Source organism: Hydrogenophaga crassostreae (genome assembly GCF_001761385.1).
Taxonomy (GTDB): Bacteria; Pseudomonadota; Gammaproteobacteria; order Burkholderiales; family Burkholderiaceae_C; genus Hydrogenophaga; species Hydrogenophaga crassostreae.
In genome coordinates this window covers 1,260,196-1,282,746 of sequence record NZ_CP017476.1, presented here as the reverse complement: position 1 = coordinate 1,282,746, position 22,551 = coordinate 1,260,196, and the positions used below count along the sequence as shown (strand labels likewise).

Below are 22,551 nucleotides of genomic sequence, written 5' to 3'. Positions count from 1 at the left end.
CTTGGTGGGTCTTCCGATCGCCGGTCAGTTGGCCACGGCCAGATGGCCCACAGCAGAAATCACCGCAGAACCCAATTGCGTGACCACAGGCAGGACAGCGGAACGATCGGACGCTGTTGTGGCCTTTGCGAGGGGCTGCACCTGTGACTCGGGCTTCAGCCCATTGGCCGTGATGATGCGCTTGACCAGCGCATCCGCCTCGGCATTGGCTTGATCAAACACGCTGGTTTGCATGGCACGGCCTGGACCCTGGTTTTCCGAGTCAGCCAACATGCGGCCATCGGTCTTGCTCACATCCACCTTGGCACCCATCGACAAACCCACCCGCAAAGGATGTTGCGCCACCTCAGCCGGATCGAGCTTGACTCGCACGGGCACGCGTTGCACCACCTTGATCCAGTTGCCTGTTGCGTTCTGGGCCGGCAACAGTGCAAACGCGGCGCCAGTACCTGCACCCAGGCCTTCGATCACCCCGTGGTAAATCACCTTGGTGCCATACACGTCGGCAAAGAGCTCGACCGGCTGTCCCAGGCGCAGGTTTTTAAGCTGGCTTTCCTTGAAATTGGCCTCCACCCAGACTTCATCGAGCGCGATCACCGACAACAAAGGTGCACCGGCCTGCACACGTTGTCCCAATTGCACATTGCGCCGCGCCACATAGCCATCCACTGGCGCCAGCAAGTTGGTGCGCTGCAAAGCCAGCGCCGCTTCGTGCACCCGCGCAGCCGCCACTTTCACACTGGGGTGATCTTGCGCTGCAATGCCGTCGGTAAGCGACTGGCTGGAAGCCAGCTGTTCGCGCGCGGCAAGCACGCCTGAACGGGCTGCCTCCACGGTGCTGCGGGCGGCGGTGAGCTGTGCATTGAAATGGTTGAATTCTTCGCGACCCACGGCCCCGGTTTCCACCAGCGGCTGACGGCGTGTGACATCGTCTTGAATGCGGACCAGATCGGCCTGGGCTTTGGCGAGGTCGGCCTGGCGCGCCGCGATCTGGGCCTGTTGGGTGCGGTCGTTGGCGTAGAGCGTGCGCACCTGGCGCACGGTTTGCGCCAGGTTGGCTTCGGCTTGCTCCAGCGCGATCTCTGCGTCAGCCGGATCGAGGCGTACCAGCCACTGGCCAGCCTTCACATGGTCGGTGTCATCGGCATTGATGGCCAGCACCGTGCCCGGCATTTGTGGCGTCACCTGAACCACATTGCCCTGCACGTAGGCGTTGTCGGTGGATTCAAAGTGGTTGAGCACCAGTGCCCAGTAAGCGCCGTAACCGATGCCGGCCAGCACAACGGCGGCAGCGACAGCGCTCAACGCCTTTTTACGCGCAGGATTGCCAGGAGGGGTGGTTGGATTGGGCAAGTTGGAAGTGGTCATGGTGCGCTCCAATATTGAGGAGAAGAAGGCAATGCAAAAAGAGGTGAGCGATGTTCAGCGGGCTGCCGCGTGGGTGGCGGGTGAGAGCGGCACAGGCGAAGGATTCAACTGCACGCCACCGCCCATGGCCCGTATCAGGGCCACTTGAGACAACAACACCCGCGACTGCACCTCCACCGCTTGACGGCGCTGCGCCAAAACGGCGCTTTCGGCGCTCAACAGGGTGAGGTAGCCGCTCAACCCCGCGCGGTAGCGTTGCTGCGCGATGTCGTAGCTGGCCTCCGCGGCCGCCTGTGCCCGCACCTGTTCGGCCCCCTGGCGCTCAAGCGATTGCAGGCTGGTGATCTGGTCGGCGGTGTCGCGCACGGCCTCAACCACCGCCCCGTTGTAGGCGGCAATGGCCACATCCACATCCGCGGCGCGGGCGGTCAGGTTGGCGCGCAAACTGCCAGCGTCAAAGATCGGCAGATGAATGGCCGGGCCCACACCGTATTGACGGCTGCCCGCCTCAACGAGATGGCCCAGGCCGATGCTGGCCAGACCGGCAAATACGGTGAGGTTGACATTGGGGTAGAACTGCGCCTTGGCGGCCTGCATGCCCTGGGTCGCGGCTTCAATGCGCCATCGGGCCGCCGCAATATCGGGGCGCCGCCCCAGCAAGTCAACGGGCAGAACGGTCGGCAGCGCCATCCTCCGGGCATCGGGTAACGATGGGCTGAGACCGGCCAGAGCGTCTGGCGCTGTTCCGGCCAGGGCCGCAAGGGCGTGGCGCACATGGGTGGTTTGCTCGTCGATTTGTTCAATCTGTAGCCGTGCTTCTGGCAAGGCGCCTTCGCCCTGGCGCAGCTCCACCAGGGTATCCAGGCCCGCGCTCACCCGCTGGCGAATCAGTCCCAGCATGTGCTCGCGCTGGGCCAGGGCACGTTCGGCCAACGAGCGTTGCGCCAACAAGCGACCAAGCTGCACATAGCTTTGTGCGATCTGGCTGGTCAACACATTGCGAGCGGCGGCCAAATCGGCCTGGGCCGCGCGCTGCACACCCACCGCCGCATCAATCGCCGCGCGATGGCGGCCAAAAAAGTCAAACTCCCAACTGCCTGCCAACTGGGCATTGGCCAGGGTGCGCGTCGATCCACCCAGAGGAGCGGGGTAAATGCTGTTGGCGCTGAAGTGCTGGCGGGTGGCATCGGCGTTCAGCCCCAGTTTGAGGCCTTCGCCCGCCCGTTCTCCCGCCACCGCCGCACCGGCCCTGGACAGACGGGCCTGAGCCACCTGCAGATTGGGATGCGATTGCAGCGCGAGCGCCATCAGGCGCGCCAGTTCGGCATCGCCCCACGCCACCCACCAATCCGCCTGCACCATCGCCTCTGTTGCAGCGCCTGACTCAGGCAAGCCCAGTTCGCCTGGCGCGACCACTGGTGTGGCCGGTGCAATGCCAGCGCTGCTGGCACAGGCGGTCAAGACCAGCACAGCCATGGCACTGAGCGACCCGCGCCAACCCGTGGAGGAATTTGATTGTTGAGGCTTCATTTGCTTAGGCAATTAAGTGAACAAGGCAGCGTGCATGCGGAGGGATGCAGAGGCAAGTGTTTCGGGGTGGGCGCCGTCAGGCGCCGGCTTCGCGCAAGGCGTCGCCGTTATCAATCATGCGAAAAAGGGAGCCCTTGAGCGCCTGCCATTCGGCTCTCGAGAATCCTGCCAGGTGCAGATTCATCACTTCCGCCAAAACGGCGGGCACATCCTCAATCGCGTTGCGGCCTTCTGCCGTAAGCTCCACCATCACCACACGGCGGTCTTCAAGCGAACGAACACGTTTGCACAGGCCCTTCTTTTCCAAGCGGTCGAGCAACCGTGTCATGGCACCCGCATCGGTGTTCACCCAACGAGCCAATTCGGCCACCGGCAATTGCCCCTTTTGCTGCAAACGCATCAGAGGGCCCCACTGCGCCATGGTCAGGTCCAAGCCGGCCAGGCGCTTGTCGGCCTGCTGCACGATGGACAACATCACCTTTTTCATCAGGTAGCCCACGCTTTCTTCAGCGCAGTACGAGCCAGCTTGGTAAAACTCGACAGGAGCGGTCATGGCAGAAACAGGATCAAAAATGACATGGGTGAATTATATTAATGCCTAGGCAAATATTTACCAGGCATTTAAAAATAAGCTTTCTTTGAACGCGGTTTTTCGCTGCGGGACGAAAAAAAGGCCCTTGACGGGCCTTTTTCTGGCGGGGGCAACCACCCCCAACACCGCTGGATCAACCCTGGTGAGGGCGCTTGCCAGTGTTCTTTTTCGAGCGGGTCGCCACACCGCGCTCCAGGCTGATGCGCTGGCCGCGACCGGGGGTCGGCAGGCTCGAGCCATTCGGAGGGATCGGACGGGGGGTGCGCTTGCGGTCAGCTTCGGTGACGATTTTGTTGCCCATGACAGTTCCAGAGAGAGGTGGTTGAAAACCCCCTATTGGACCACAGGCCGAACCCATGGCCACACTTCCCCTGTTAGAGCGATAAGCTTGCATCCCATGCGCGCCTTGCTCACCACCTACTCTCTGCAGGAATTGCGACACCACCCCTGGCGAAATGCCGCAGCTGTGGTGGCTGTCATGCTCGGTGTGGCATTGGCGCTTGCGGTTCATTTGATCAATGCTTCGGCGCTGGCCGAGTTTGCCAGTGCAGTGAGCGCGGTCAATGGCCAGCCCGATCGCGAGCTGCGTGCGCGCCAGGGTTTGATGGATGACCGTTGGCTGGAAAAGGTGCACAACCAGGTCGCTGTGGCCCACGCCAGCCCGGTGCTTTCGCTGCGCACCTACGCCAACGCAAGCGACACGAAACGGGTACCGGTTGAACTGCTGGGCGTCGATGCACTGAGCGTGGCCGCGGTGTCGCCTGCGCTGATGCCCGTGCCCTCGAAAACCGCGGGACGCATGGATCTCTTTGCCCCCGACGCGGTGTTTCTGAACGCCACAGCCAGGCAGACTTTGGGCCCCGACAGCACCGAAATCGAGGTTCAGAGCGGCCTGAACTGGCGCCGCTTGCGCGTCGCCGGCACGGTCAACGCACCCGGCGCACCCTTGCTCGTCATGGACATTGCCGCGGCCCAGGCGCTCATGGACCGCGTAGGCTCCATCAGCCGCATTGATCTGCGCCTGGCGCCAGGCAGCGACGCTGACGCAATGGTCGCCGCACTCGGATTGCCACCCGATATCGTGGCCCAGCGACCCGCGCAAGCAGGAGAGCAAGCCAGCAACCTGTCGCGTGCGTACCGAGTCAACCTCACTGTGTTGGCCCTGGTGGCCTTGTTCACCGGCGCATTTCTGGTGTTTTCCGTTTTGTCCCTCTCTGTGGCCAGGCGTCAGCAGCAGTTCGCCCTGCTCGGCGTGCTCGGACTGTCTGCGCCAGAGCGCTTGCGGCTGGTGTTGGCCGAGTCGGCTTTGCTGGGCCTGCTGGGCAGCGCCCTGGGCGTGGCCCTGGGCACAGGTCTGGCCGCGCTGGCCCTGAGCGTATTGGGCGGCGACCTGGGTGGCGGCTACTTTTCGGGCGAAGCTCCGCCACTGCAGTGGAGCAGCGGCGCCGCCGTGCTCTATGGCGGTCTGGGCGTGGTGGCTTCAGTGATCGGCGGCTGGTGGCCAGCGCGGGCAACCGCGCAAATCGCCCCGGCACTGGCGCTCAAGGGCCTGGGCGGTGGGCAGGCCGGCAGCCCGCGCTCCCATGCGGTGGCACTGGGCTTGATGGTGCTGGCGGTGGGCCTGGCCTGGGCACCCCCGATCGCGGGCATACCGCTGGCCGCTTACTTTGCCGTGGGCCTGCTGCTGGTGGGCGGTATCGCGGCCCTCCCGTTGGCCGTAGGCGCCTTGCTGAACCGGGTTGCGCCACTGGTCGCGCGCCATGCACTGCCTCAGCTCGCGGTCGAACGCTCAAGGCGTCTGCGCGAAACGGCCGCGGTGGCCACCAGCGGTGTGGTGGCCAGCCTCGCCCTGTCGGTGGCGCTGACCGTGATGGTGGCCAGTTTCCGCGATTCGGTCACCCAGTGGCTCGACGGGGTCTTGCCCGCCCAGCTGTACGTGCGCGCGGGTGCCTCGTCTGGAGAGGGCAACACGTTGCCCGACAGCTTTGTTCAGGCCGTCAGCGAGGTGGCAGGCGTGCAAAGCGTGTCGCCTCTCCGCGCCACAGAGTTCCTGATGCGCGACGACCGGGCGCCTGTGACGTTGCTCGCCCGTTCACTGGAACAACCCGATGGCTCGCATGCGGGACAACGGTTGCCGTTGGTGAAAGGCCCTGCCACTTTGCCGGTACATAAGAAAGGGGAATTCATCGTGCCGGTTTATGTGAGTGAAGCCATGGTCGATTTGCATGGTGCCCAGGAGGGCCACGATCTGCCCGCGCTGGCAACGGCCTTCGGCGAGCCCGCCGCAAACACGCGCTTTTTCGTGGTTGGCGTGTGGCGCGACTACGCACGCCAGCACGGCAGCGTGGTGATCGACCGCGCCGACTACCTGCGACTTTCAGGAGATCCGCGCATCAACGATCTGGCCCTGCACCTGGAGCCCAGCGCAAATGAACCCCAGGTGCAAACCGCCATTCGCGCGCTCGCTGCCTCCATGGGTGCCGAAGACCTGATCGAACTGGCCTCGGTCAGCGAAATCCGAGCCACCTCGCTGCGCATCTTTGACCGCAGTTTTGCCGTGACCTATTGGCTGCAGGCCGTGGCGATCGGCATCGGCCTGTTCGGCGTGGCGGCCAGCTTCAGCGCACAGGTGTTGGCGCGCCGGCGCGAATTTGGCTTGCTCGCCCACCTAGGCCTGACGCGGCGGCAAATTCTCAGCGTGGTCGCCCTCGAAGGACTGGCCTGGACCGCCTTGGGTGCTCTCGCCGGGTTGGCGCTTGGCCTCGCGGTGAGCGTGGTGCTGGTGCATGTGGTGAACCCACAGAGCTTTCACTGGACCATGGACCTCGCGCTGCCCTGGATGCGCTTGCTGGCCTTGTGTTTCGCCGTGATTCTGGCCGGTACCGCCACCGCCTGGCTGGCCGGCAGGGCCGCAGCCGGGCGCGATGCGGTTCAAGCGGTGAAAGAGGACTGGTAGATCGCCCGTAGCGCGGAGCACCGGCTGCTGCGCATCACAGCGCTGAACACCCTCATCGGAAAATCGACTCAAACTGCAGGTTCCAAGCCTGACGTGCATTCGTCCACCACAATGACGAAACGGCCCAGTTCGCGCCTTCTGAGCGAGGCCTGCTAAAACAGGTCATTCAATCTTTTCAAGCTTCAATATGACAACCCCCCTCACCCGCTGGCGCAACGAAGCCATTGGCCGCATCGAGGCCGATATCTGCCGCAGCGCAGACACCCATTTGATCGCACTGCCGCTGCCCGGGTTTGCGAACCATGGCATCGACTTCTTTCTGAAAGACGAATCGACCCACCCCACCGGCAGCCTGAAACACCGTCTGGCCCGCTCGCTGTTTCTGTACGCGCTGTGCAATGGCTGGCTGAACAAGGGCACCACCGTGGTCGAGGCATCCAGTGGGTCCACGGCTGTCAGCGAAGCCTATTTCGCCCGGCTGCTTGACCTGCCCTTTATTGCCGTGATGCCCCGCAAAACCTCACAGGAGAAAGTGGACCAGATCACGTTTTACGGCGGGCGTTGCCATTTCGTGGAAAAAGCCGATGAGGTCTACGACGCGGCGCAACAGCTCGCGCATGAGACCGGTGGCCACTACATGGACCAGTTCACCTATGCCGAACGCGCCACCGACTGGCGGGGCAACAACAATATCGCGCAGAGCATGTTCGGCCAGATGGCCTGTGAGCGCCACCCGATACCGCGCTGGATCGTGGTGGGTGCGGGCACCGGCGGCACCAGCGCCACCGTGGGGCGTTACGTTCGCTACCAGCGCCACGACACGCAACTCTGCGTCGCCGATCCAGAGGGTTCGGTGTTTGGCGCGTACTTTCAAAGCGGCGACGCCACCTTGCGAAGTCCCGGCTCGCGCATCGAGGGCATTGGACGCCCGCGCGTCGAGGCCAGCTTCATCCCCTCGGTCATTGACCGCATGATCGAAGTCCCCAATGAAGAGTCGGTAGCCGCCATGCACGCGCTCACCGCACTGCTCGGCCGTCGTGTTGGGCCGTCCACCGGTACCAATCTGGTGGCCATGCTGGCGCTCGCCGCAGAGATGCGCGAAGCCAACCAGAGTGGCTCCATTCTTTCCCTGCTGTGCGACACCGGTGAGCGCTACCTCAAAACCTACTTTGAACCCGCCTGGATCACCGCGCAGTTCGGCAACTGCCAGTCTGCGCAAGAGCGCATCAATCGCAGGTTGCAGGGGTAAAACCAGTGGCTCCACCCGGCATGCAGAATCGACGCCGCGAGCTGCTCTGCATGGCTGCCGGCATGGCACTGCCATGGCCACCTGCCCAAGCCCGATCCGACAGCATTGCCGAGCCCCGGGCCTTGCGCTTCCCGCGCGACAACGGCACCCACAACGACGCCAAAACCGAGTGGTGGTACCTCACCGGCTATGCCACCGGCACTGACGGCAACACCTATGGATTCCAGGTCACGTTTTTTCGCAGCCGGGTGGATGGCACCCAGGCGCTGCAAAGCCGCCTGGCCGCCAAACACCTGCTGTTCGCCCATGCCGCCATCGCCGATGTGAAAGGACAACAACTGTGGCACGACCAGCGCATCGCGCGCTGGAACGGCGAGGCAACGGCCAGCCAACCCGGTTTTGACAGTCCCGGCGCCGCGTTTGCGCAAGCGAATGACACCGGCGTGGCACTGCGCGGCTGGTCGCTGCGGCGACTGCCCGATGGGCGCTACCAGGCCCGTGTCAACGCCAGCGATTTCCAGATCGAACTGAACGCCCTGCCCATGCAAAGCCACCTGTTGCAAGGCCAGAATGGTTTTTCCCGAAAAGGCCCTGAGCCAGCGCAAAGCAGCTTTTACGTGAGCCAGCCTCAACTGGGGGTGAGCGGACGTTTGACCGTCAAAGGCAAACCCATCGCCATCCAGCAAGGGCGCGCCTGGCTGGACCACGAATGGAGCGAATCGCTGCTGCATCCGGATGCGGTGGGTTGGGACTGGATCGGCATGAACCTGGACAACGGCGACAGTCTCACCGCGTTTCGCCTGCGACGCGCCGATGGTACGTCGCTGTGGGCGGGCGGTTCGTGGCGCTCAGCGGCCCAGCGCGATGCCCCATTGGGGGCCCAGATTTTAACCATGACGCGGTGCTTTTCGAACCGCTGCGCCACTGGACCAGCCCGCTGACCCGGGCGCGCTACCCCGTGGCCTGGCGGGTGACCTCGCCCGCAGGGGTTTTCACCGTGCAGGCGCTGGTGGACGCGCAGGAACTCGACAGCCGGCAAAGCACCGGCACTGTGTATTGGGAGGGCTTGAGCGACCTGCTCGACGCCCAAGCGAAGCGCGTGGGGCGCGGCTATCTCGAGATGACCGGCTACGCACAGCGACTCGTTCTTTAGGGAACGAGCTTCTCCAAACCGCCCATGTAAGGGCGCAGCACCTCGGGCACTGTCACACTGCCGTCGGCGTTCTGGCAATTCTCCAGCACCGCCACCAAAGCACGGCCCACGGCCAGGCCGGATCCGTTGAGCGTGTGCACCAGCTCGTTTTTGCCCTGCGCATTCTTGAAACGGGCCTGCAAGCGGCGCGCCTGAAAGGCCTCGCAGTTCGATACCGAACTGATCTCGCGGTACACAGCCTGGGCGGGCACCCAGACTTCCAGATCGTAGGTCTTGGTAGCGCCAAAACCCATGTCACCGGTGCACAGGCTCATCACGCGGTAAGGCAGACCCAGCTTCTGCAACACCGCCTCGGCGTGACCCGTCATGGCCTCCAGCGCTTCGTAGCTCTTCTCGGGATGCACGATCTGCACCATCTCGACCTTGTCAAACTGATGCTGGCGAATCAGGCCGCGGGTATCACGCCCGGCGCTGCCCGCCTCGGATCGAAAGCACGGCGTGTGGGCGGTCAGGCGGATCGGCAGTTCGCTCTCGGCCACCACGGTGTCGCGCACCGTGTTGGTCAGCGTCACCTCGCTGGTGGGGATCAGGTAAAGCGCCTGCAGATCGGGCGCCTCTTCGCCATCCTGCCCGCCCTTCTTCGCGGCAAACAGATCACCCTCGAATTTGGGCAGCTGGCCGGTACCGCGCAGGGTTTCGGCGTTGACGATGTAAGGCGTGTAGCACTCGGTGTAGCCGTGTTCTTGCGTCTGCACATCGAGCATGAACTGGGCCAGCGCACGGTGCAATCGGGCGATGGGACCGCGCATGAAGGTGAAACGCGAACCGGTGAGTTTCACGCCGGTGTCAAAGTCCAGCCCCAGTGGCGCACCAATGTCTACGTGGTCGCGCACCTTAAAATCAAATTCACGCACCACACCCCATCGGCGCACTTCCACATTGCCCTCTTCGTCTGCGCCCACTGGAACGCTCTCGTGCGGCACATTCGGCACCGCCAACAGCAGCGTCTGCAACTCGGCCTGGATCACTTCCAGGCGTGCGGCCGAAGCCTCCAGCTCGACCTTGATCTCACCCACAGCAACCATCACCGGCTCCACGCTCTCGCCCTTGGCTTTGAGTTGACCGATCTGTTTGGACAGCGTGTTGCGCTGGCTTTGCAGCTCTTCGGTGCGGGTTTGCAGCGTCTTGCGTTCCGACTCCAGATCCTTGAACGTATCCACGTTCAAGAACGCCTGGGGTTTTTTGCGGGTTTCGAGCCGGGCGATGGTGGCGTCGAGGTCTTTGCGGAGGGTATTGATATCGAGCATGTCGTGATTGTAGGTTTTGCCTGGAAGCGGACTCCTGCCCTCCAGGCCAGCGCGGAACCGGCTCCCCCATTCGGGGGCCACCGGCAGCGGCGCGGAGAAGAGCCGTTCAGTGCAGATGATCCAGCGGCTTGTTGTCGTCGCCTTCAATCTTCAGGCCCTTGGGCAGCGGAAATTTCACCGTTTCCACCAGGCCGTCCATCTTGCGCACCGAAATCGCGCCCAATGCCTTAAGCCGGTCGATCACTTGCAAAACGAGAATTTCCGGCGCTGATGCACCGGCCGTCAGGCCAACCCGCGAGCGGTCTTCGAACCATTCGGCTTGCAGTTCTTCGGCGCTGTCCACCATATGCGCAGGCGTGCCGAGCTTGAGCGCCACCTCGCGCAAACGGTTGCTGTTGGAGCTCGTGGGGCTGCCGACGACGATCACCACGTCCACCTGCGGGCTCAAAAGCTTCACGGCATCTTGCCGGTTTTGCGTGGCATAACAAATGTCTTGTTGCTTGGGTTCACGCACTTTTGGAAAGCGCGCCTTGACTGCGGCCAGAATCTCCACCGTGTCGTCCACCGACAAGGTGGTTTGCGTGACCACAGCCAGTTTGTCGGTTTGCGCGGGGGACACGCGGGCCACATCGGCCAGGTCTTCCACCAGATGAATGCCGCTGTCGAGCTGGCCCATGGTGCCCTCTACCTCGGGGTGGCCCTTGTGACCGATCATCAAAAATTCAAAGCCTTCGCGGTGCAGCTTGGCCACCTCCACATGCACCTTTGTCACCAGCGGACAGGTGGCATCAAAGATGGTGAAACCACGGGCTTTGGCCTCTTCCTGCACCGCACGGCTCACGCCGTGCGCTGAAAACACCAGCGTGGCGCCGGGCGGTACATCGGAGAGCTCCTCGATGAAAATTGCCCCCTTGTCTTTCAGATCGTTCACCACATAGGTGTTGTGCACGATTTCATGGCGCACATAGATGGGGCGACCGAACTTGGCCAGCGCACGCTCCACGATCTCGATTGCCCGGTCGACCCCCGCACAAAAACCGCGCGGCTCGGCCAGCAAGACCTCTTGCGAATGTTCCAGAAAATTCGCCATCAGAGCACCCCGATCAGTTGAACCTCAAAAGTCACCGGTTGGCCCGCCAACGGATGGTTGAAATCGAACAGCACCGCACCGTCTTCCCGCACTTCAATGGCCGCACCCGCGTAGCTGCCCAACCCGTCGGGCGTCGGGAACTGCACCACATCGCCTTCTTTGTATTGCTCGTTTGGATCGCCCAGCTGGTTCAGCAGCTTGCGCGCCACCCACTGCACCATGTCTGGCTGGCGGTCACCGAAGGCTTCTCCCGGCTCCAGTTCGATCACCGTCTGGGTGCCCTCTTCCAATCCGAGCAAATGCTGCTCGATCGCCGGCGACAGCTCGCCCGCACCCAGGCTGAGCGTGGCCGGCTGACCATCAAAGGTGTTGATGATCACCTGGCCACCAGGACCGGACATCCGGTAATGCAGCGTGAGGAAAGAACCTTCTTGGACTTGTGGCATAGGGATGGCTGGCTGTTTGAGGGGTGAAAGTGAGGTCGCAGGCGCCATGGAATGGACACTCGGTCCCCCTGATCAACGCCTCACAGAACGCTCTATTGTAAAAAGGCGGCGTCACACACCAAAAATCAGGGAGAAAAGCCATGAATGGCTCAAACAACGGCGGGCTCAAGAGCCTGCCTGCCGAGGCGCGACCACGCGAAAAACTGCTGACGCGCGGCCCGTCTGCGCTCAGCGATGCCGAATTGCTCGCCATTCTGCTGCGCACGGGCATAGCGGGTAAAGGCGTGCTGCAGATGGCGCAGGAACTGCTCGATACCTTCGGCGGCGTCAGCGGCCTGCTGCACACCAGCGCTGACGCCCTCCAGACCATCAAAGGCCTGGGACCGGCCAAGCGGGCCGAGGTGGTCGCCGTATTGGAGCTGGCGCGTCGTGCCCTTTCCCAGGTGCTTCAGGAAAGAGCGCTGTTCGACAGCCCCAGTGCCGTGCGCGAATACCTGCAATTGCAACTGGGTGCCAAACAGCATGAGGTGTTTGCCGTGCTGTTTCTCGACAGCCAGAACCGGCTGATCGCCCTCGAAGAGCTGTTTCGCGGCACACTGAGCCAGACCAGCGTGTACCCACGCGAAGTGGTGTTGCGCGCCCTGCACCACCATGCTGCAGCCGTGGTGCTCGCCCACAACCACCCCAGCGGCACCACCACGCCATCGCGCGCCGACGAAGCGCTCACGCAATCGCTCAAGGCCGCATTGGCATTGGTGGACGTGCGCGTACTTGACCACTTCATCGTCACGCGGGACCGGGCTGCGTCAATGGCAGAAATGGGCCTCATATGAACGCGTTCTGGAACGCATGCCCAGGATGCACCCAGATCTCCCTGCGGTTGGATGTGAGAATGCCCAACCCTTCTTCATGTCTGTTTTCTCACCAACACCGATGGCTGCATGCACCACTTGCCCCTGTTGACCCCCCGGCGCATCGATGTGCTGGTCTACCCCGGCTTCAAAGGCATCGAGGCCATTGGTGCGATGAGCGTGTTCGAGTACGCCAACGTCCATCTCACACAGGACGGCCGGCCACCAGGCTACGCACTGCGCATCGTCTCGGTTGAATCGGGCCCAGTGGCGTCAGACATGCACATGCATCTCGACGCATGTGCATTGCAGGCAGACCCGCTGCCCCATACCGCGATCATCGTTGGCGCACGTCAGATCGAAAGCGCCCTGGCCGCCAACCAGCCCATCGTGGACTGGGTCGCGGCCGCAGCGCCACGGATCGAGCGGTTGGTGGCCTTGTGCTCGGGCAGTTTTTTCCTGTCGGCAGCTGGCGTTCTGGATGGCCTGCCTGCCACCACCCACTGGAGTGTCGCTGCACTGTTGGGCGAGCGCTTCCCTGCCGTGAAGGTCCAGGCCGACGCCATCTATTTGCGCGCAGGCCATATCTGGACATCGGCCGGGGTCACCGCAGGGATTGACCTGGCTCTGGCCCTGGTTGAAGAAGACCATGGACGGGCATTGGCTTTGCAGGTGGCCCGTGATCTTGTTGTCTACCTCAAGCGCCCCGGTGGCCAGTCGCAGTTCAGCGTGCATCTGACCAGCCAGTACACCAGCCATCCCGGCATACGCGAAATTCAGGCGTGGGTGATGTGCAACCTTTCCCAGCCACTTGATGTGTGCCGTCTGGCCACCCGGGCAGCCATGAGCGAGCGCAATTTTCGGCGCGTGTTTGTCAAGGAGGTCGGCACCACACCCTTGCAGTTCATCGAAGCCGCGCGACTGGAAGCGGCACGGCGCCTGCTCGAAGAAGGCGACTTGCCCTTCAAATCGGTTGCGGCTCGCATCGGTTTTGCATCCGAACAGTCGCTGCGCAAACTCTTCATCAAGCGCCTCGGTGTGGCGCCCCAGGCCTACCGGGAGCGCTTTGGCGGTTCATCGGGTGCAGCCTCACCGGCAACGCCCTCTGCAACGTAAAAAAGCTGTAGCACAGGCTGCAGCTTTTTTGGGACCTGTGGATCTACGCGGCGGCGAAGCAATAGGCGCAAATCTTGTTGCCGGCAGGATCCCGCAAATAGGCTGCGTAGGCCGTTGGAGCGAAGGAGCGAGGGCCCGGCGCCCCCGCATCAACACCGCCATTGGCCAGACCCTGGGAGTGAAAATTGCGAACAGCATCCCTGCTGGGAGCAAGGTACCCGAGCGTGCCGCCATTGGCAAAGGTGGCGGGCTCGCCATCGCCGGGCTTGGTCACGATGAATGCCGGGCCCTCGGCGCCGTACATGCGACCGTTGTCGCCAAAGTCGCCGTGCTTTTTCAGCCCCAGTGCACCGAGAGCGGCGTCACTGGTCTGCACGGCCAACGCATGGCCCCGTCCAGCAGCAACGACCACTTTCAGCAGGGTGTGCTGCCATGTTTTCTCAACCGCAGTGAACCCCAATGGCCAACGCCCCCCGCGTTGACCGCCAATTTTTTCCGCGCAGGAAGCCGGTAGCGAGAATTCAGAACGCCGCCGATCCGGCTTTGCCGGTCGGCCAGCATTGCCCCTTGAGGGGCGGAACGCAGCGACGGGGATGGGCCGCTCTCAGGGGTTCAAAAAAGGACCACACCGCGAATGGATTCACCACGCTTCATCAGGTCAAAGCCCTTGTTGATGTCCTCCAGCGGCATGGTGTGGGTGATCAGATCGTCGATGTTGATCTTGCCCTCCATGTACCAGTCCACAATCTTCGGCACATCGGTGCGGCCCCGTGCGCCGCCAAAGGCCGAGCCCTCCCATTTGCGACCGGTCACCAGCTGAAACGGGCGCGTAGAAATCTCGGCGCCAGCTTCTGCCACACCGATGATGATGCTGCGACCCCAGCCCTTGTGGGTGCATTCCAGCGCATCGCGCATGACCTTGGTGTTGCCGATGCACTCGAACGAATAGTCTGCACCGCCATCCGTGAGCTGGACAATGGCGTCGACCACGTTGTCCACCTCCTTGGGGTTGATGAAGTGGGTCATGCCGAACTTGCGCGCCATTTCCTGGCGGGCGGGGTTGATGTCAACCCCAATGATCTTGTCGGCACCCACCATCTTGGCGCCCTGGATCACGTTCAGGCCAATGCCGCCCAGGCCGAAGACAACCACGTTGGCGCCCGCCTCCACCTTGGCGGTGAAGATCACGGCGCCAATGCCGGTGGTCACGCCGCAGCCGATGTAACACACCTTGTCAAAAGGCGCGTCCTCACGGATCTTGGCCAGCGAGATTTCAGGTGCGACCGTGTAGTTGGAGAAGGTCGAGGTGCCCATGTAATGGAAGATGGGCTTGCCGTCGAGGCTAAAGCGGCTGGTGGCGTCGGGCATCAGGCCCTTGCCCTGGGTGCCGCGGATGAGCTGGCACAGGTTGGTCTTGCGGCTCAGGCAGAACTTGCACTGGCGGCATTCAGGCGTGTAGAGCGGAATCACGTGGTCGCCCTTCTTGAGCGTGGTGACACCCGGCCCCACGTCAACCACGACGCCCGCGCCCTCGTGGCCAAGAATCGCAGGAAAGATGCCTTCGGGATCGGCACCCGAGAGCGTGTAGTAGTCGGTGTGGCAGATGCCCGTGGCCTTGATCTCGACCAGCACCTCGCCCAGCTTGGGCCCTTGCAGGTCGACGGTTTCGATGGTCAGGGGCTGGCCCGCTTGCCAGGCTACGGCGGCTTTGGTTTTCATGGGGACTTCACTTCCTTGGAGTTTCACAGTCACGGCTGCGCGAGTTGGCCAGCCGTCTTCGTTTCGCCGATGATGGTAGGGGGCAGGTCGGCAAAAAGACCGCCATCCGCATGAACTCGGCGCGCTTTGGCCGCCCTGTGGACCAACTTGGCCGGAATGCACCGTTGGACCATCACCCAGGGGCGCGGATGAAGGCCAATTGCCAGATGCACCCACCCGACAAACCCCTACTTGAACCCACCCCACATCGCTGCGCGACAATGCGACACATGGAACCCGTGCGCGCTTTCGCCGATTTGATGCCCCTGCGCCGGGCCATTGCCGAGCGCGCCGCCGCTGAAGCTGCCGCACTGGAGGCAGCCCGCCTCAAGGCCATTCAGGAAGACCGCGAGCGCCGCCTTTTCGAGTTGGCGGTTGGTCCGGTCCAGCCCCTGAACGCAACCGATCGGGTGGCACACCCCTTCATCCCTGTAGAGCCCGAGCCCTTGCAGCGCCAGGCCGACGAAGAGTCGGTCATGCGCGAAGCGCTGTCAGACGAGTTTGATGTGGAAACCCTGTTGCACACCGACGACCTGCTGAGCTACCGCACGCCGGGGCTGGGCCAGGACGTGGTGCGCAAGCTGCGCGAAGGGCGCTGGAGCATCCAGCGGCACATCGACCTGCACGGCCTGCGCACGGACGAAGCCCGCGAAGCGCTGGGCCGGTTCATTCGGGAGACGCACTCACATGGCCTGCGCTGTGTGCGCGTTGTGCACGGCAAGGGGCTCGGCTCTCCGGGTCGCACACCGGTGCTCAAAGGGCGGGTACTGCGCTGGCTCGTTCAGAAAAAGGAAGTACTGGCGTTCGTGCAGGCACGCCCCGCCGAGGGAGGCGCCGGGGCATTGGTGGTGCTGTTGCGGCCTGCCCAGCCGCAACAAATGCATACCTAAGAACTGTATATTCTCGGGTCCCAATGTTGAAAGCCCCCCTCATGCGCAACGCTCATTGGCACTTTGGTTTGATCACCTGTGCTGCCCTCTTGAACTTGACCAGTCCGATGGCCGGTGCCCAGCAATTGTTCAAATGCAAAGATGAGAAAGGTCAGACGACTTTTTCCGACAGGGGCTGCCCCATCAGCAAAAAAGAAGCGGCCCGTCGACCCGTGCCAACGGTCGAGTCACTCTCAAGGAAGATGAAGGGCAACGTTGAACAACTGACCGCTGCCATTGTCGAAGAACTGATTCAAAAGGCCAATGCCACGGTTGCAACGGCAGACTACAAAGCCCAGTGTGCGCTTCTGGCACCTGATCTTTTGTTCACCATTTCAGACAGTTCCAGCACCCCCCCGACGTCGATGTCGGGCGGGCGTTCCAGACTCTGCAGTTTCATGGAGCAAACGGCGAATATGGTGCGCACAACGGGCATCACCGGCACCAGCACTTTGGGCAAAGTGAATGTCAGTGTGAATGAAGACGGCCAACTCGCCACGGCCAAATACACCACCGTCCAGACGGTCTCCGCGCAAGGCATGCCATCGCTCACCATTCGTTGCGTGCAAGACGACCAGGTTGGGCTGTACGACGGCCACGTTTTGTTCAACCGATCCCGCGCCACCTGCGCGCCCGAGCAGTGAAGCTCCGTCGCTCAAATGGCCCTGATGGGCACCCTCAAACATCACTGAACCGAATGCTTTTCATTCAAACAATAAAGTAACAAAATTACAGGGTTTACCCTAGTATTCACACCAAGCGCTGACCACCAGTCGGTCGCCAAGGACCCCGACCAATATCTTGAGACGGGTGTGCATTGCAGGAGTAAACCATGATGAATTTTCTGAAATCTTTGTTCGAGACACCACACTTCCCCGAAGGCGCCCGGGTGAACCAGTTGGCGACCAACTTCATCGCGGGCTGGACTTCTCCCGACCAGATCGACGGCAGGGTATTGACCCAGACCCGTGAAGGCGTTCTGGTCGAATGGCCCCGCGGCGGCCTGCGCTGGGTCAGCCCTGAAGCGCTGTGCCTGCAGGCTTGAACAGGCAACCCGTGCACGACGCCTATGGCTTCGGCAAGTCCGTGCTGCCCTACGCGCCAGGCGTGTTGCGCATCCAGTCGGCCGTGCCAAAAAAGCTCTCTTTGAGCCTGGCCCGCAAATCGGCGGGCACACCCGTCTCGCCCATCGCCTGGTCCATGCAGGCCACCCACTGGTCGCGCTCCTGAATGCCGATGGCAAACGGCATGTGACGCATGCGCAGGCGGGGGTGGCCGAAGCGCTCCTGGTAGTGATCGGGGCCGCCCAGCCAGCCGCAGAGAAACCAGAACAACTTTTGCCGCGCGTCTTCCAGCGTGGTGCCATGCACGGCGCGAAGCTCTGCATAAGCGGGCTCGATGTCCATCAGATCGTAAAAGCGGTCCACCAATGCTTGCACCCTGGGTTCGCCTCCTATCCATTCAAACGGGGTCATGGTGGTTGGGGTGTCTTCAGTCGCGTCCATGTTCAAAACTTTCAAAAATCAAGTTCACCCGACTGCAGTTCGAACAAACGGAATGTCTGCGCAGCGCGTGCCCCAAGCCCGGGATGCCGCCGATCCGGCTCTGCCGGGCGGCCAGCATCGCCCCCTGGGGAGTGACGCGCTTTCAGCGCGGCGCGCGGGGAATCAAACACTCGCCCGCCGCAGCGTTTCAACCACAGGGGTGCGCAGAATGCTGCGCAAGCCCCACCAGCCCGCCATCAGCGCCAATACACCGCCCGCTGCGCTGCCCAACAGAGGCACCCAGAAAGAAGGCTGCCAGCTGAACTGGAAGGCGTATTTGGCCAGCGCCCAGCCCACGGCCATGGCCACCACCGAGGCAAGAAACCCGGCCAGCATGCCCACACCCATCAGCTCGATGCGCTGCACGTTGCGCAACAATTTTGAGCCCGCACCTACCGCCCGCAGCACGGCGAATTCACGCTCCCGCTCGCTTCGTGTGGCCGTGATGGTGGCGAGCAACACGATCAGGCCAGCGGCCAGCGCGAAAGCAAACAGAAACTCCACCGCGCGAATCACCTGGCCCAGAATGCGCTGAATCTGCGCGATGGTCTGGCTCATGTCCACATTGGTGATATTGGGAAACTGCCTCACCAGCTGGTTGTCAAATTGCACATTGCCTGTGGGCGCCTGAAACGCGCTGATGTAGGTGGCGGGCACCTCAGGCATGCTGGCCAAAGGGAACAACACAAAGAAGTTCACCCGCATGGAGCCCCAGTCAACCTTGCGCAGGTTGGTGATGCGGCCTTCCACCTGCTGCCCTGCGATGTCAAAGCCCAGGCGGTCGCCCAGCTTCAGCCCCAGCTCTTCGGCCAGGCCTTCTTCCACGCTCACCGCGTCGGGCTCGTCGTTCACCCACTTGCCTTGCACGATTTCATTGTGTTCAGGACGGTTGGCGGTGTGCGAGAGGTTGAACTCGCGATCGACCAGGCGCTTGGCGCGGTCGGACTCATAGCTTTCAGAGGTCACGGGCTTGCCGTTCACCGCGATCAAGCGCCCACGGATCATGGGGAACCAGTCAAAGCTATTCACGCCCCCCTCGCGCAGCGCCTGCTGAAAGCTGTCACTCTGATCAGGTTGCACGTTGATCACAAAGCGGTTGGGCGCATCGGGCGGCGTGGCGTTTTGCCAGCTGGCGATCAGATCGGTGCGCAGCAAAACCAGCAACACCAGCGCCAACAGGCCCACGGCCAGCGAACTGATCTGCACCACGGCATAAGCCGGGCGCGCAGACAACTGCCGCGTGGCGAGCACGAGCGCACGCGGCGCGGTGGTTTCGTTCACGCTCTTGCGCAACAGCTTCACGGCGCCCAGGCTGGCCAATGCGAACACCGCCACAGCCGCGCCGAAGCCCCCCACGGCGATCAACCCCAGCGTCAGGTCACGGCTGGCCGCGAGCAACAGCGCCGCAAAACCTGCCACACCCAGGCCCAGCACCATCAAGGTGGCCGGCTTGAGCTGACCCACATCGCGCCGGATCACCCGCAGCGGAGGTACCTGCGCCAACTGAAGGACCGGGGGCAGGCCGAAGGCCAGCATCAGCGTGAGCCCCATGCCCAGGCCAAGCAAGACCGGCCAGAAGGTGGCGGCAGGCAAGGCCGATTCCACCAGGCCAGCGAGCAACAACACGAACACGTAATGCAAACCAAAACCCAGGGCCACACCCAGGGCACTGGCGCCCAGCCCCACGAGCACGAATTCCAGCGTGTAAGCCCGCGTCATGGTGGCCTGCGACAGCCCGAGCACGCGCATCATGGCGCAATCGTCCAGGTGGCGCTGCGCAAACCCACGCGCCGCAATGGCCACCGCCACAGCTGACAACAGGGCCGCCAACAAGGCCACCAGATTCAAGAATTTCTCGGCCCGCTCCAGTGTTTGCTGCATGGCCGGCTGGCCACCTTCGAGCGACTCAAGCCGCATGCCACGCACGCCTGGCTTTTCCACCTCAACCTTGGCCCAGTCCACAAAACGTTTGACGGCGGCCAGGTTGTCGCCCGCCACCGCCAGCCGGTAGTTCAAGCGGCTGGCGGGTTGCACCAGCGCCGTGGCGGCCAGATCGGCCTGATTGATCATCACGCGGGGCGCAAAGCTCATGAAGCCCGCGCCCCGATCCGACTCCAAAGTGATGATGCGCGCGACATTGAGCTGGGTGTCGCCCAGCATCAAGGGCTGACCGATCTTCAGATCAAGCGCGATCAGCAAAGCCGCATCCACCCAGGCGGTGCCCGGTTCGGGGATTTCACGGGTCGCGACATCGGCTACATCGGGCCCCTCGCTCACCCGCAAGCTGCCGCGCAGCGGGTAACCGGCGTCCACCACCTTCAGCGCCACCAGCTTGGCCGCACCACCCAGCTCATCGGGCGCGCGTCCCATGGTGGGGAAACTCAAGGTCTGCGTGCTGCGCAAGCCCTCCTGCTTCGCCCGCTCGACAAACGCCTCGGGTGTGGCGTTGTCGCTGCTGAGCACCGCGTCGCCGCCGATCAGCGCCTTGGCGTCACGCGACAAGCCGCCTTGCAGCCGGTCGGCAAAAAACCCCACCGAAGTGAGCGCGGCCACGGCCAAGGTCACGGCCAGCAACAACAAGCGCAATTCGCCCGCCCGCCAGTCGCGGGTCAAGGATCGCCAGCCGATGTGCCAGAAAGAAGGGGCTTGTGAAGTCATGGGTTGACGATAGCGCAAGTGAAATGAGCCTGCGGATGCAGGCTCAATTTTGGAGCGAACCTGCGCCCGGAAGTTCAGCAGCAACAACCAACGATACCGTGCAAGTAGCCAGAACAGGTTACACAGCAGACAATGCCAAACCCAAGAGCTTGCGCTTGGGTCCGTGCAAATTACCTTGCACCTCCCGCAACCACAAAGCGCACTTCGGTCGGCAGGCCCAAATGCCGCAAATAGCCCTCAACATGTGGCCACCAGGTCGACACAGCCTTCTCTTCACCAATCATGTAGTGGCCCTCATCGATGGGAGGATTCAGCTCCACCAAAGTTGCCTCGCCACCAACAGAAACGAACCTGTCGAACATCACTCGGTAGGTGGCTGCGGACACAAACGAATCCTGGCGCGAATAAATCCACAAACCGGGTCGCTTGACCTTCTGACCAAGAGCGGCGCCTGCCTGGCGGGCCAGGGCGAGGTTGTCTTTTCTGGCGCAATACGAAAAACCACCGCCCACGAAATTGATATACCCAAGAGCGCCGGAACGGGGCATGGTCATATACCCGAGCACTGGCGCGAAGCCACCTGACTGGCTCACCAAAACAATCCGTGAACGGTCAACCTCGCGCAGACCGACAATCTCATTAACGAAGGCGTGCAGGTCAAAGGTCTCGTCGGTCATGCCCGGATCTTTCTCGGTCCCCAATCCGTCTACATCGATACCCCGGTGATACACACAGTAGTTGTACCGGTAGCTGCCTTGGGTCTGGGCGAAGCCTCTGCGCATCGGCGCCACCACGGCATAACCTCGTGCAACCATCTGGCGTGCAAGAACGAGCGGGCGAGCTGTTGCTTGCGACCGTGGATCAATGCTTACCCCGTGATTGAACACAATCAGCGGAAACGGGCCAGGCCCATCTGGCAGGAACAGCGTGTAGGGCATCCGGATACGTTCACCTCCTCCTTTTGAAGGCACGATCTGGACCGATCCAGTGCGTTCAATCAGCGCGGTCACAGGTAACAGCCTCTCAGCCGCGAAGGCAACCGAGGACAGCGCAAAGGACACGGCAGTAGCGCCAAAACACACGACATACAACGCTTTAACCCGTTGAGCGGACAAAAGAAACATGGTTGCCTGATCCTTGCGATTGGCGCCTCTTTGGATGCCTCAATGCCGTTTCGAAAGCCACTACAGCAACTCAGGTCGTTGGAATTTCAACCGAAATGGCGACACCCGAGGCCCTGCTGACTAGGGTCCAGTTGGCGTGGGGGGAGCCTATTTTGTTCCAAAAATTCGGTCTCCCGCATCGCCTAAGCCCGGAACGATGTAGCCGTGTTCGTTCAAGCCCCGGTCGATCGATGGCGTGTAAACCGGCACATCAGGGTGGGCATCGTGAAAGGTCTTCAAGCCTTCCGGGCAGGTCACCAGACACACAAACCGGATCGAGCGCGGTTTGGTCTGTTTCAGGCGGTCGACCGCGGCAACCGCGGAATTGCCGGTGGCCAGCATGGGATCGAGAACAATCACATCGCGCTCTTCCATTTCGCTGGGCATCTTGAAGTAGTACTCAACCGCCTTCAGGGTTTTGGGGTCGCGGTACAGGCCGACATGGCCCACGCGGGCGCCAGGGATGACCTGCAACATGCCATCAAGGAAACCGTTGCCTGCACGCAGGATGGAGGCGAGCACCACCTTCTTGCCGTCGATCACGCGCGATTTCATCTTCTCCAGCGGGGTCTCGATCTCGATCTCCTGCATCGGCATGTCGCGCGTGATTTCGTAGGCAAGCAAGGCGCTCAGCTCGTGCACCAGTTCGCGAAAACTTTTGGTGCTGGTGTCTTTGCGGCGCATCAGCGTGAGCTTGTGCTGCACCAGCGGGTGGTCGATGATGTGAACTTGGCGGGCGGTCATGGGCGGGCTTTCTATGGAGTTCGACGGGGTTACCGCGCGGGGAACGTCTTCGTGCCCTGCGCTGTTCGGCATACCCCAAGTTTAGGCGCTGGTGACC

The 22,551-nt window shown here is 62.4% G+C and carries 20 protein-coding genes and 2 pseudogenes; 9 read left to right on the top strand and 13 right to left on the bottom strand.

From position 1 onward, the window contains the following. Positions 1-24: 24 nt before the first annotated feature. The 4 genes from LPB072_RS06010 to LPB072_RS23665 all read right to left on the bottom strand — a co-directional run bounded on the left by LPB072_RS06010 (position 25) and on the right by LPB072_RS23665 (position 3,791). A complete protein-coding gene (locus tag LPB072_RS06010; protein WP_066092741.1) occupies positions 25-1,368 on the bottom strand; it encodes an HlyD family secretion protein in 1,344 nt (447 codons plus the stop codon). A gap of 54 nt (positions 1,369-1,422) precedes the next feature. After that, entirely contained in the window at positions 1,423-2,898 is a 1,476-nt protein-coding gene (locus LPB072_RS06005) for an efflux transporter outer membrane subunit (RefSeq protein WP_066092738.1), read from the bottom strand. 76 nt (positions 2,899-2,974) lie between these two features. Beyond that, complete coding sequence (locus tag LPB072_RS06000; protein WP_066092735.1) at positions 2,975-3,451, bottom strand: MarR family winged helix-turn-helix transcriptional regulator; 477 nt, start codon at positions 3,449-3,451, stop codon at positions 2,975-2,977. Between the two features lie 172 nt (positions 3,452-3,623). Next, entirely contained in the window at positions 3,624-3,791 is a 168-nt protein-coding gene (locus LPB072_RS23665; protein ID WP_197508912.1) for a hypothetical protein, read from the bottom strand. Positions 3,792-3,887: 96 nt separating this feature from the next. Between LPB072_RS23665 and LPB072_RS05995 the strand changes: the two genes are divergently transcribed. From LPB072_RS05995 to LPB072_RS05985, 3 genes and pseudogenes are all read left to right on the top strand, one after another. After that, entirely contained in the window at positions 3,888-6,446 is a 2,559-nt protein-coding gene (locus LPB072_RS05995) for an ABC transporter permease (protein ID WP_066092732.1), read from the top strand. A gap of 187 nt (positions 6,447-6,633) precedes the next feature. Beyond that, on the top strand, positions 6,634-7,695 hold the full coding sequence (locus LPB072_RS05990) for a PLP-dependent cysteine synthase family protein (protein WP_066092729.1): 1,062 nt from the start codon (positions 6,634-6,636) through the stop codon (positions 7,693-7,695). 20 nt (positions 7,696-7,715) lie between these two features. Next, positions 7,716-8,848 (top strand): annotated as a pseudogene (locus LPB072_RS05985) (lipocalin-like domain-containing protein). Here the strand turns inward: LPB072_RS05985 and serS are convergent. The 3 genes from serS to LPB072_RS05970 form a co-directional block, all read right to left on the bottom strand. Beyond that, positions 8,845-10,155: a serine--tRNA ligase gene (gene serS, locus LPB072_RS05980; RefSeq protein ID WP_066092727.1), complete on the bottom strand. Its 1,311-nt coding sequence runs from the start codon at positions 10,153-10,155 to the stop codon at positions 8,845-8,847. The pseudogene LPB072_RS05985 and the gene serS overlap by 4 nt on opposite strands. A gap of 106 nt (positions 10,156-10,261) precedes the next feature. Next, positions 10,262-11,245 carry a 4-hydroxy-3-methylbut-2-enyl diphosphate reductase gene (gene ispH, locus LPB072_RS05975; protein ID WP_066092723.1) on the bottom strand — a complete coding sequence of 328 codons (984 nt, stop codon included), beginning with the start codon at positions 11,243-11,245 and terminating at the stop codon, positions 10,262-10,264. Next, positions 11,245-11,691, bottom strand: coding sequence for an FKBP-type peptidyl-prolyl cis-trans isomerase (locus LPB072_RS05970; protein ID WP_066092720.1), 447 nt, complete (start codon positions 11,689-11,691; stop codon positions 11,245-11,247). Before LPB072_RS05970 ends, ispH begins: the two co-directional genes overlap by 1 nt. 140 nt (positions 11,692-11,831) lie before the next feature. Here LPB072_RS05970 and radC point away from each other — a divergent pair, with 140 nt between their 5' ends. Both radC and LPB072_RS05960 read left to right on the top strand, forming a co-directional pair. After that, positions 11,832-12,524 (top strand): RadC family protein, encoded by a 693-nt coding sequence (gene radC, locus LPB072_RS05965; RefSeq protein WP_066092715.1) that lies wholly within the window; start codon positions 11,832-11,834, stop codon positions 12,522-12,524. 108 nt (positions 12,525-12,632) lie between these two features. Continuing rightward, complete coding sequence (locus LPB072_RS05960; protein ID WP_066092713.1) at positions 12,633-13,658, top strand: GlxA family transcriptional regulator; 1,026 nt, start codon at positions 12,633-12,635, stop codon at positions 13,656-13,658. Positions 13,659-13,701: 43 nt separating this feature from the next. On the opposite strand, the gene LPB072_RS05955 is transcribed toward LPB072_RS05960, so the two are convergent. Both LPB072_RS05955 and LPB072_RS05950 read right to left on the bottom strand, forming a co-directional pair. Next, a complete protein-coding gene (locus LPB072_RS05955) occupies positions 13,702-14,070 on the bottom strand; it encodes a VOC family protein (protein WP_197508911.1) in 369 nt (122 codons plus the stop codon). 200 nt (positions 14,071-14,270) lie between these two features. Further along, positions 14,271-15,377 carry an S-(hydroxymethyl)glutathione dehydrogenase/class III alcohol dehydrogenase gene (locus LPB072_RS05950; protein WP_070263909.1) on the bottom strand — a complete coding sequence of 369 codons (1,107 nt, stop codon included), beginning with the start codon at positions 15,375-15,377 and terminating at the stop codon, positions 14,271-14,273. Between the two features lie 269 nt (positions 15,378-15,646). Between LPB072_RS05950 and LPB072_RS05945 the strand changes: the two genes are divergently transcribed. The 4 genes and pseudogenes from LPB072_RS05945 to LPB072_RS05935 all read left to right on the top strand — a co-directional run bounded on the left by LPB072_RS05945 (position 15,647) and on the right by LPB072_RS05935 (position 17,390). After that, the gene (locus LPB072_RS05945) at positions 15,647-16,306 is read left to right on the top strand and encodes a Smr/MutS family protein (RefSeq protein WP_066088771.1); all 660 of its coding nucleotides are present in this window, start codon (positions 15,647-15,649) and stop codon (positions 16,304-16,306) included. Positions 16,307-16,329: 23 nt separating this feature from the next. Next, positions 16,330-16,467, top strand: a pseudogene (locus LPB072_RS24190) (hypothetical protein); the annotation flags it as partial. A gap of 81 nt (positions 16,468-16,548) precedes the next feature. Next, on the top strand, positions 16,549-16,989 hold the full coding sequence (locus LPB072_RS05940; RefSeq protein ID WP_231943440.1) for a hypothetical protein: 441 nt from the start codon (positions 16,549-16,551) through the stop codon (positions 16,987-16,989). 188 nt (positions 16,990-17,177) lie between these two features. Continuing rightward, positions 17,178-17,390 carry a hypothetical protein gene (locus LPB072_RS05935; protein ID WP_066088766.1) on the top strand — a complete coding sequence of 71 codons (213 nt, stop codon included), beginning with the start codon at positions 17,178-17,180 and terminating at the stop codon, positions 17,388-17,390. Between the two features lie 49 nt (positions 17,391-17,439). On the opposite strand, the gene LPB072_RS05930 is transcribed toward LPB072_RS05935, so the two are convergent. From LPB072_RS05930 to upp, 4 genes are all read right to left on the bottom strand, one after another. Beyond that, entirely contained in the window at positions 17,440-17,850 is a 411-nt protein-coding gene (locus LPB072_RS05930; RefSeq protein ID WP_066088763.1) for a group II truncated hemoglobin, read from the bottom strand. 162 nt (positions 17,851-18,012) lie between these two features. Next, positions 18,013-20,547: an ABC transporter permease gene (locus tag LPB072_RS05925; protein ID WP_066088854.1), complete on the bottom strand. Its 2,535-nt coding sequence runs from the start codon at positions 20,545-20,547 to the stop codon at positions 18,013-18,015. 170 nt (positions 20,548-20,717) lie between these two features. After that, positions 20,718-21,671, bottom strand: a complete 954-nt coding sequence (locus LPB072_RS05920; protein ID WP_157559239.1) for an alpha/beta hydrolase family protein — start codon at positions 21,669-21,671, stop codon at positions 20,718-20,720. Between the two features lie 147 nt (positions 21,672-21,818). After that, complete coding sequence (gene upp / locus LPB072_RS05915; protein ID WP_066088758.1) at positions 21,819-22,454, bottom strand: uracil phosphoribosyltransferase; 636 nt, start codon at positions 22,452-22,454, stop codon at positions 21,819-21,821. Positions 22,455-22,551 lie beyond the last annotated feature (97 nt).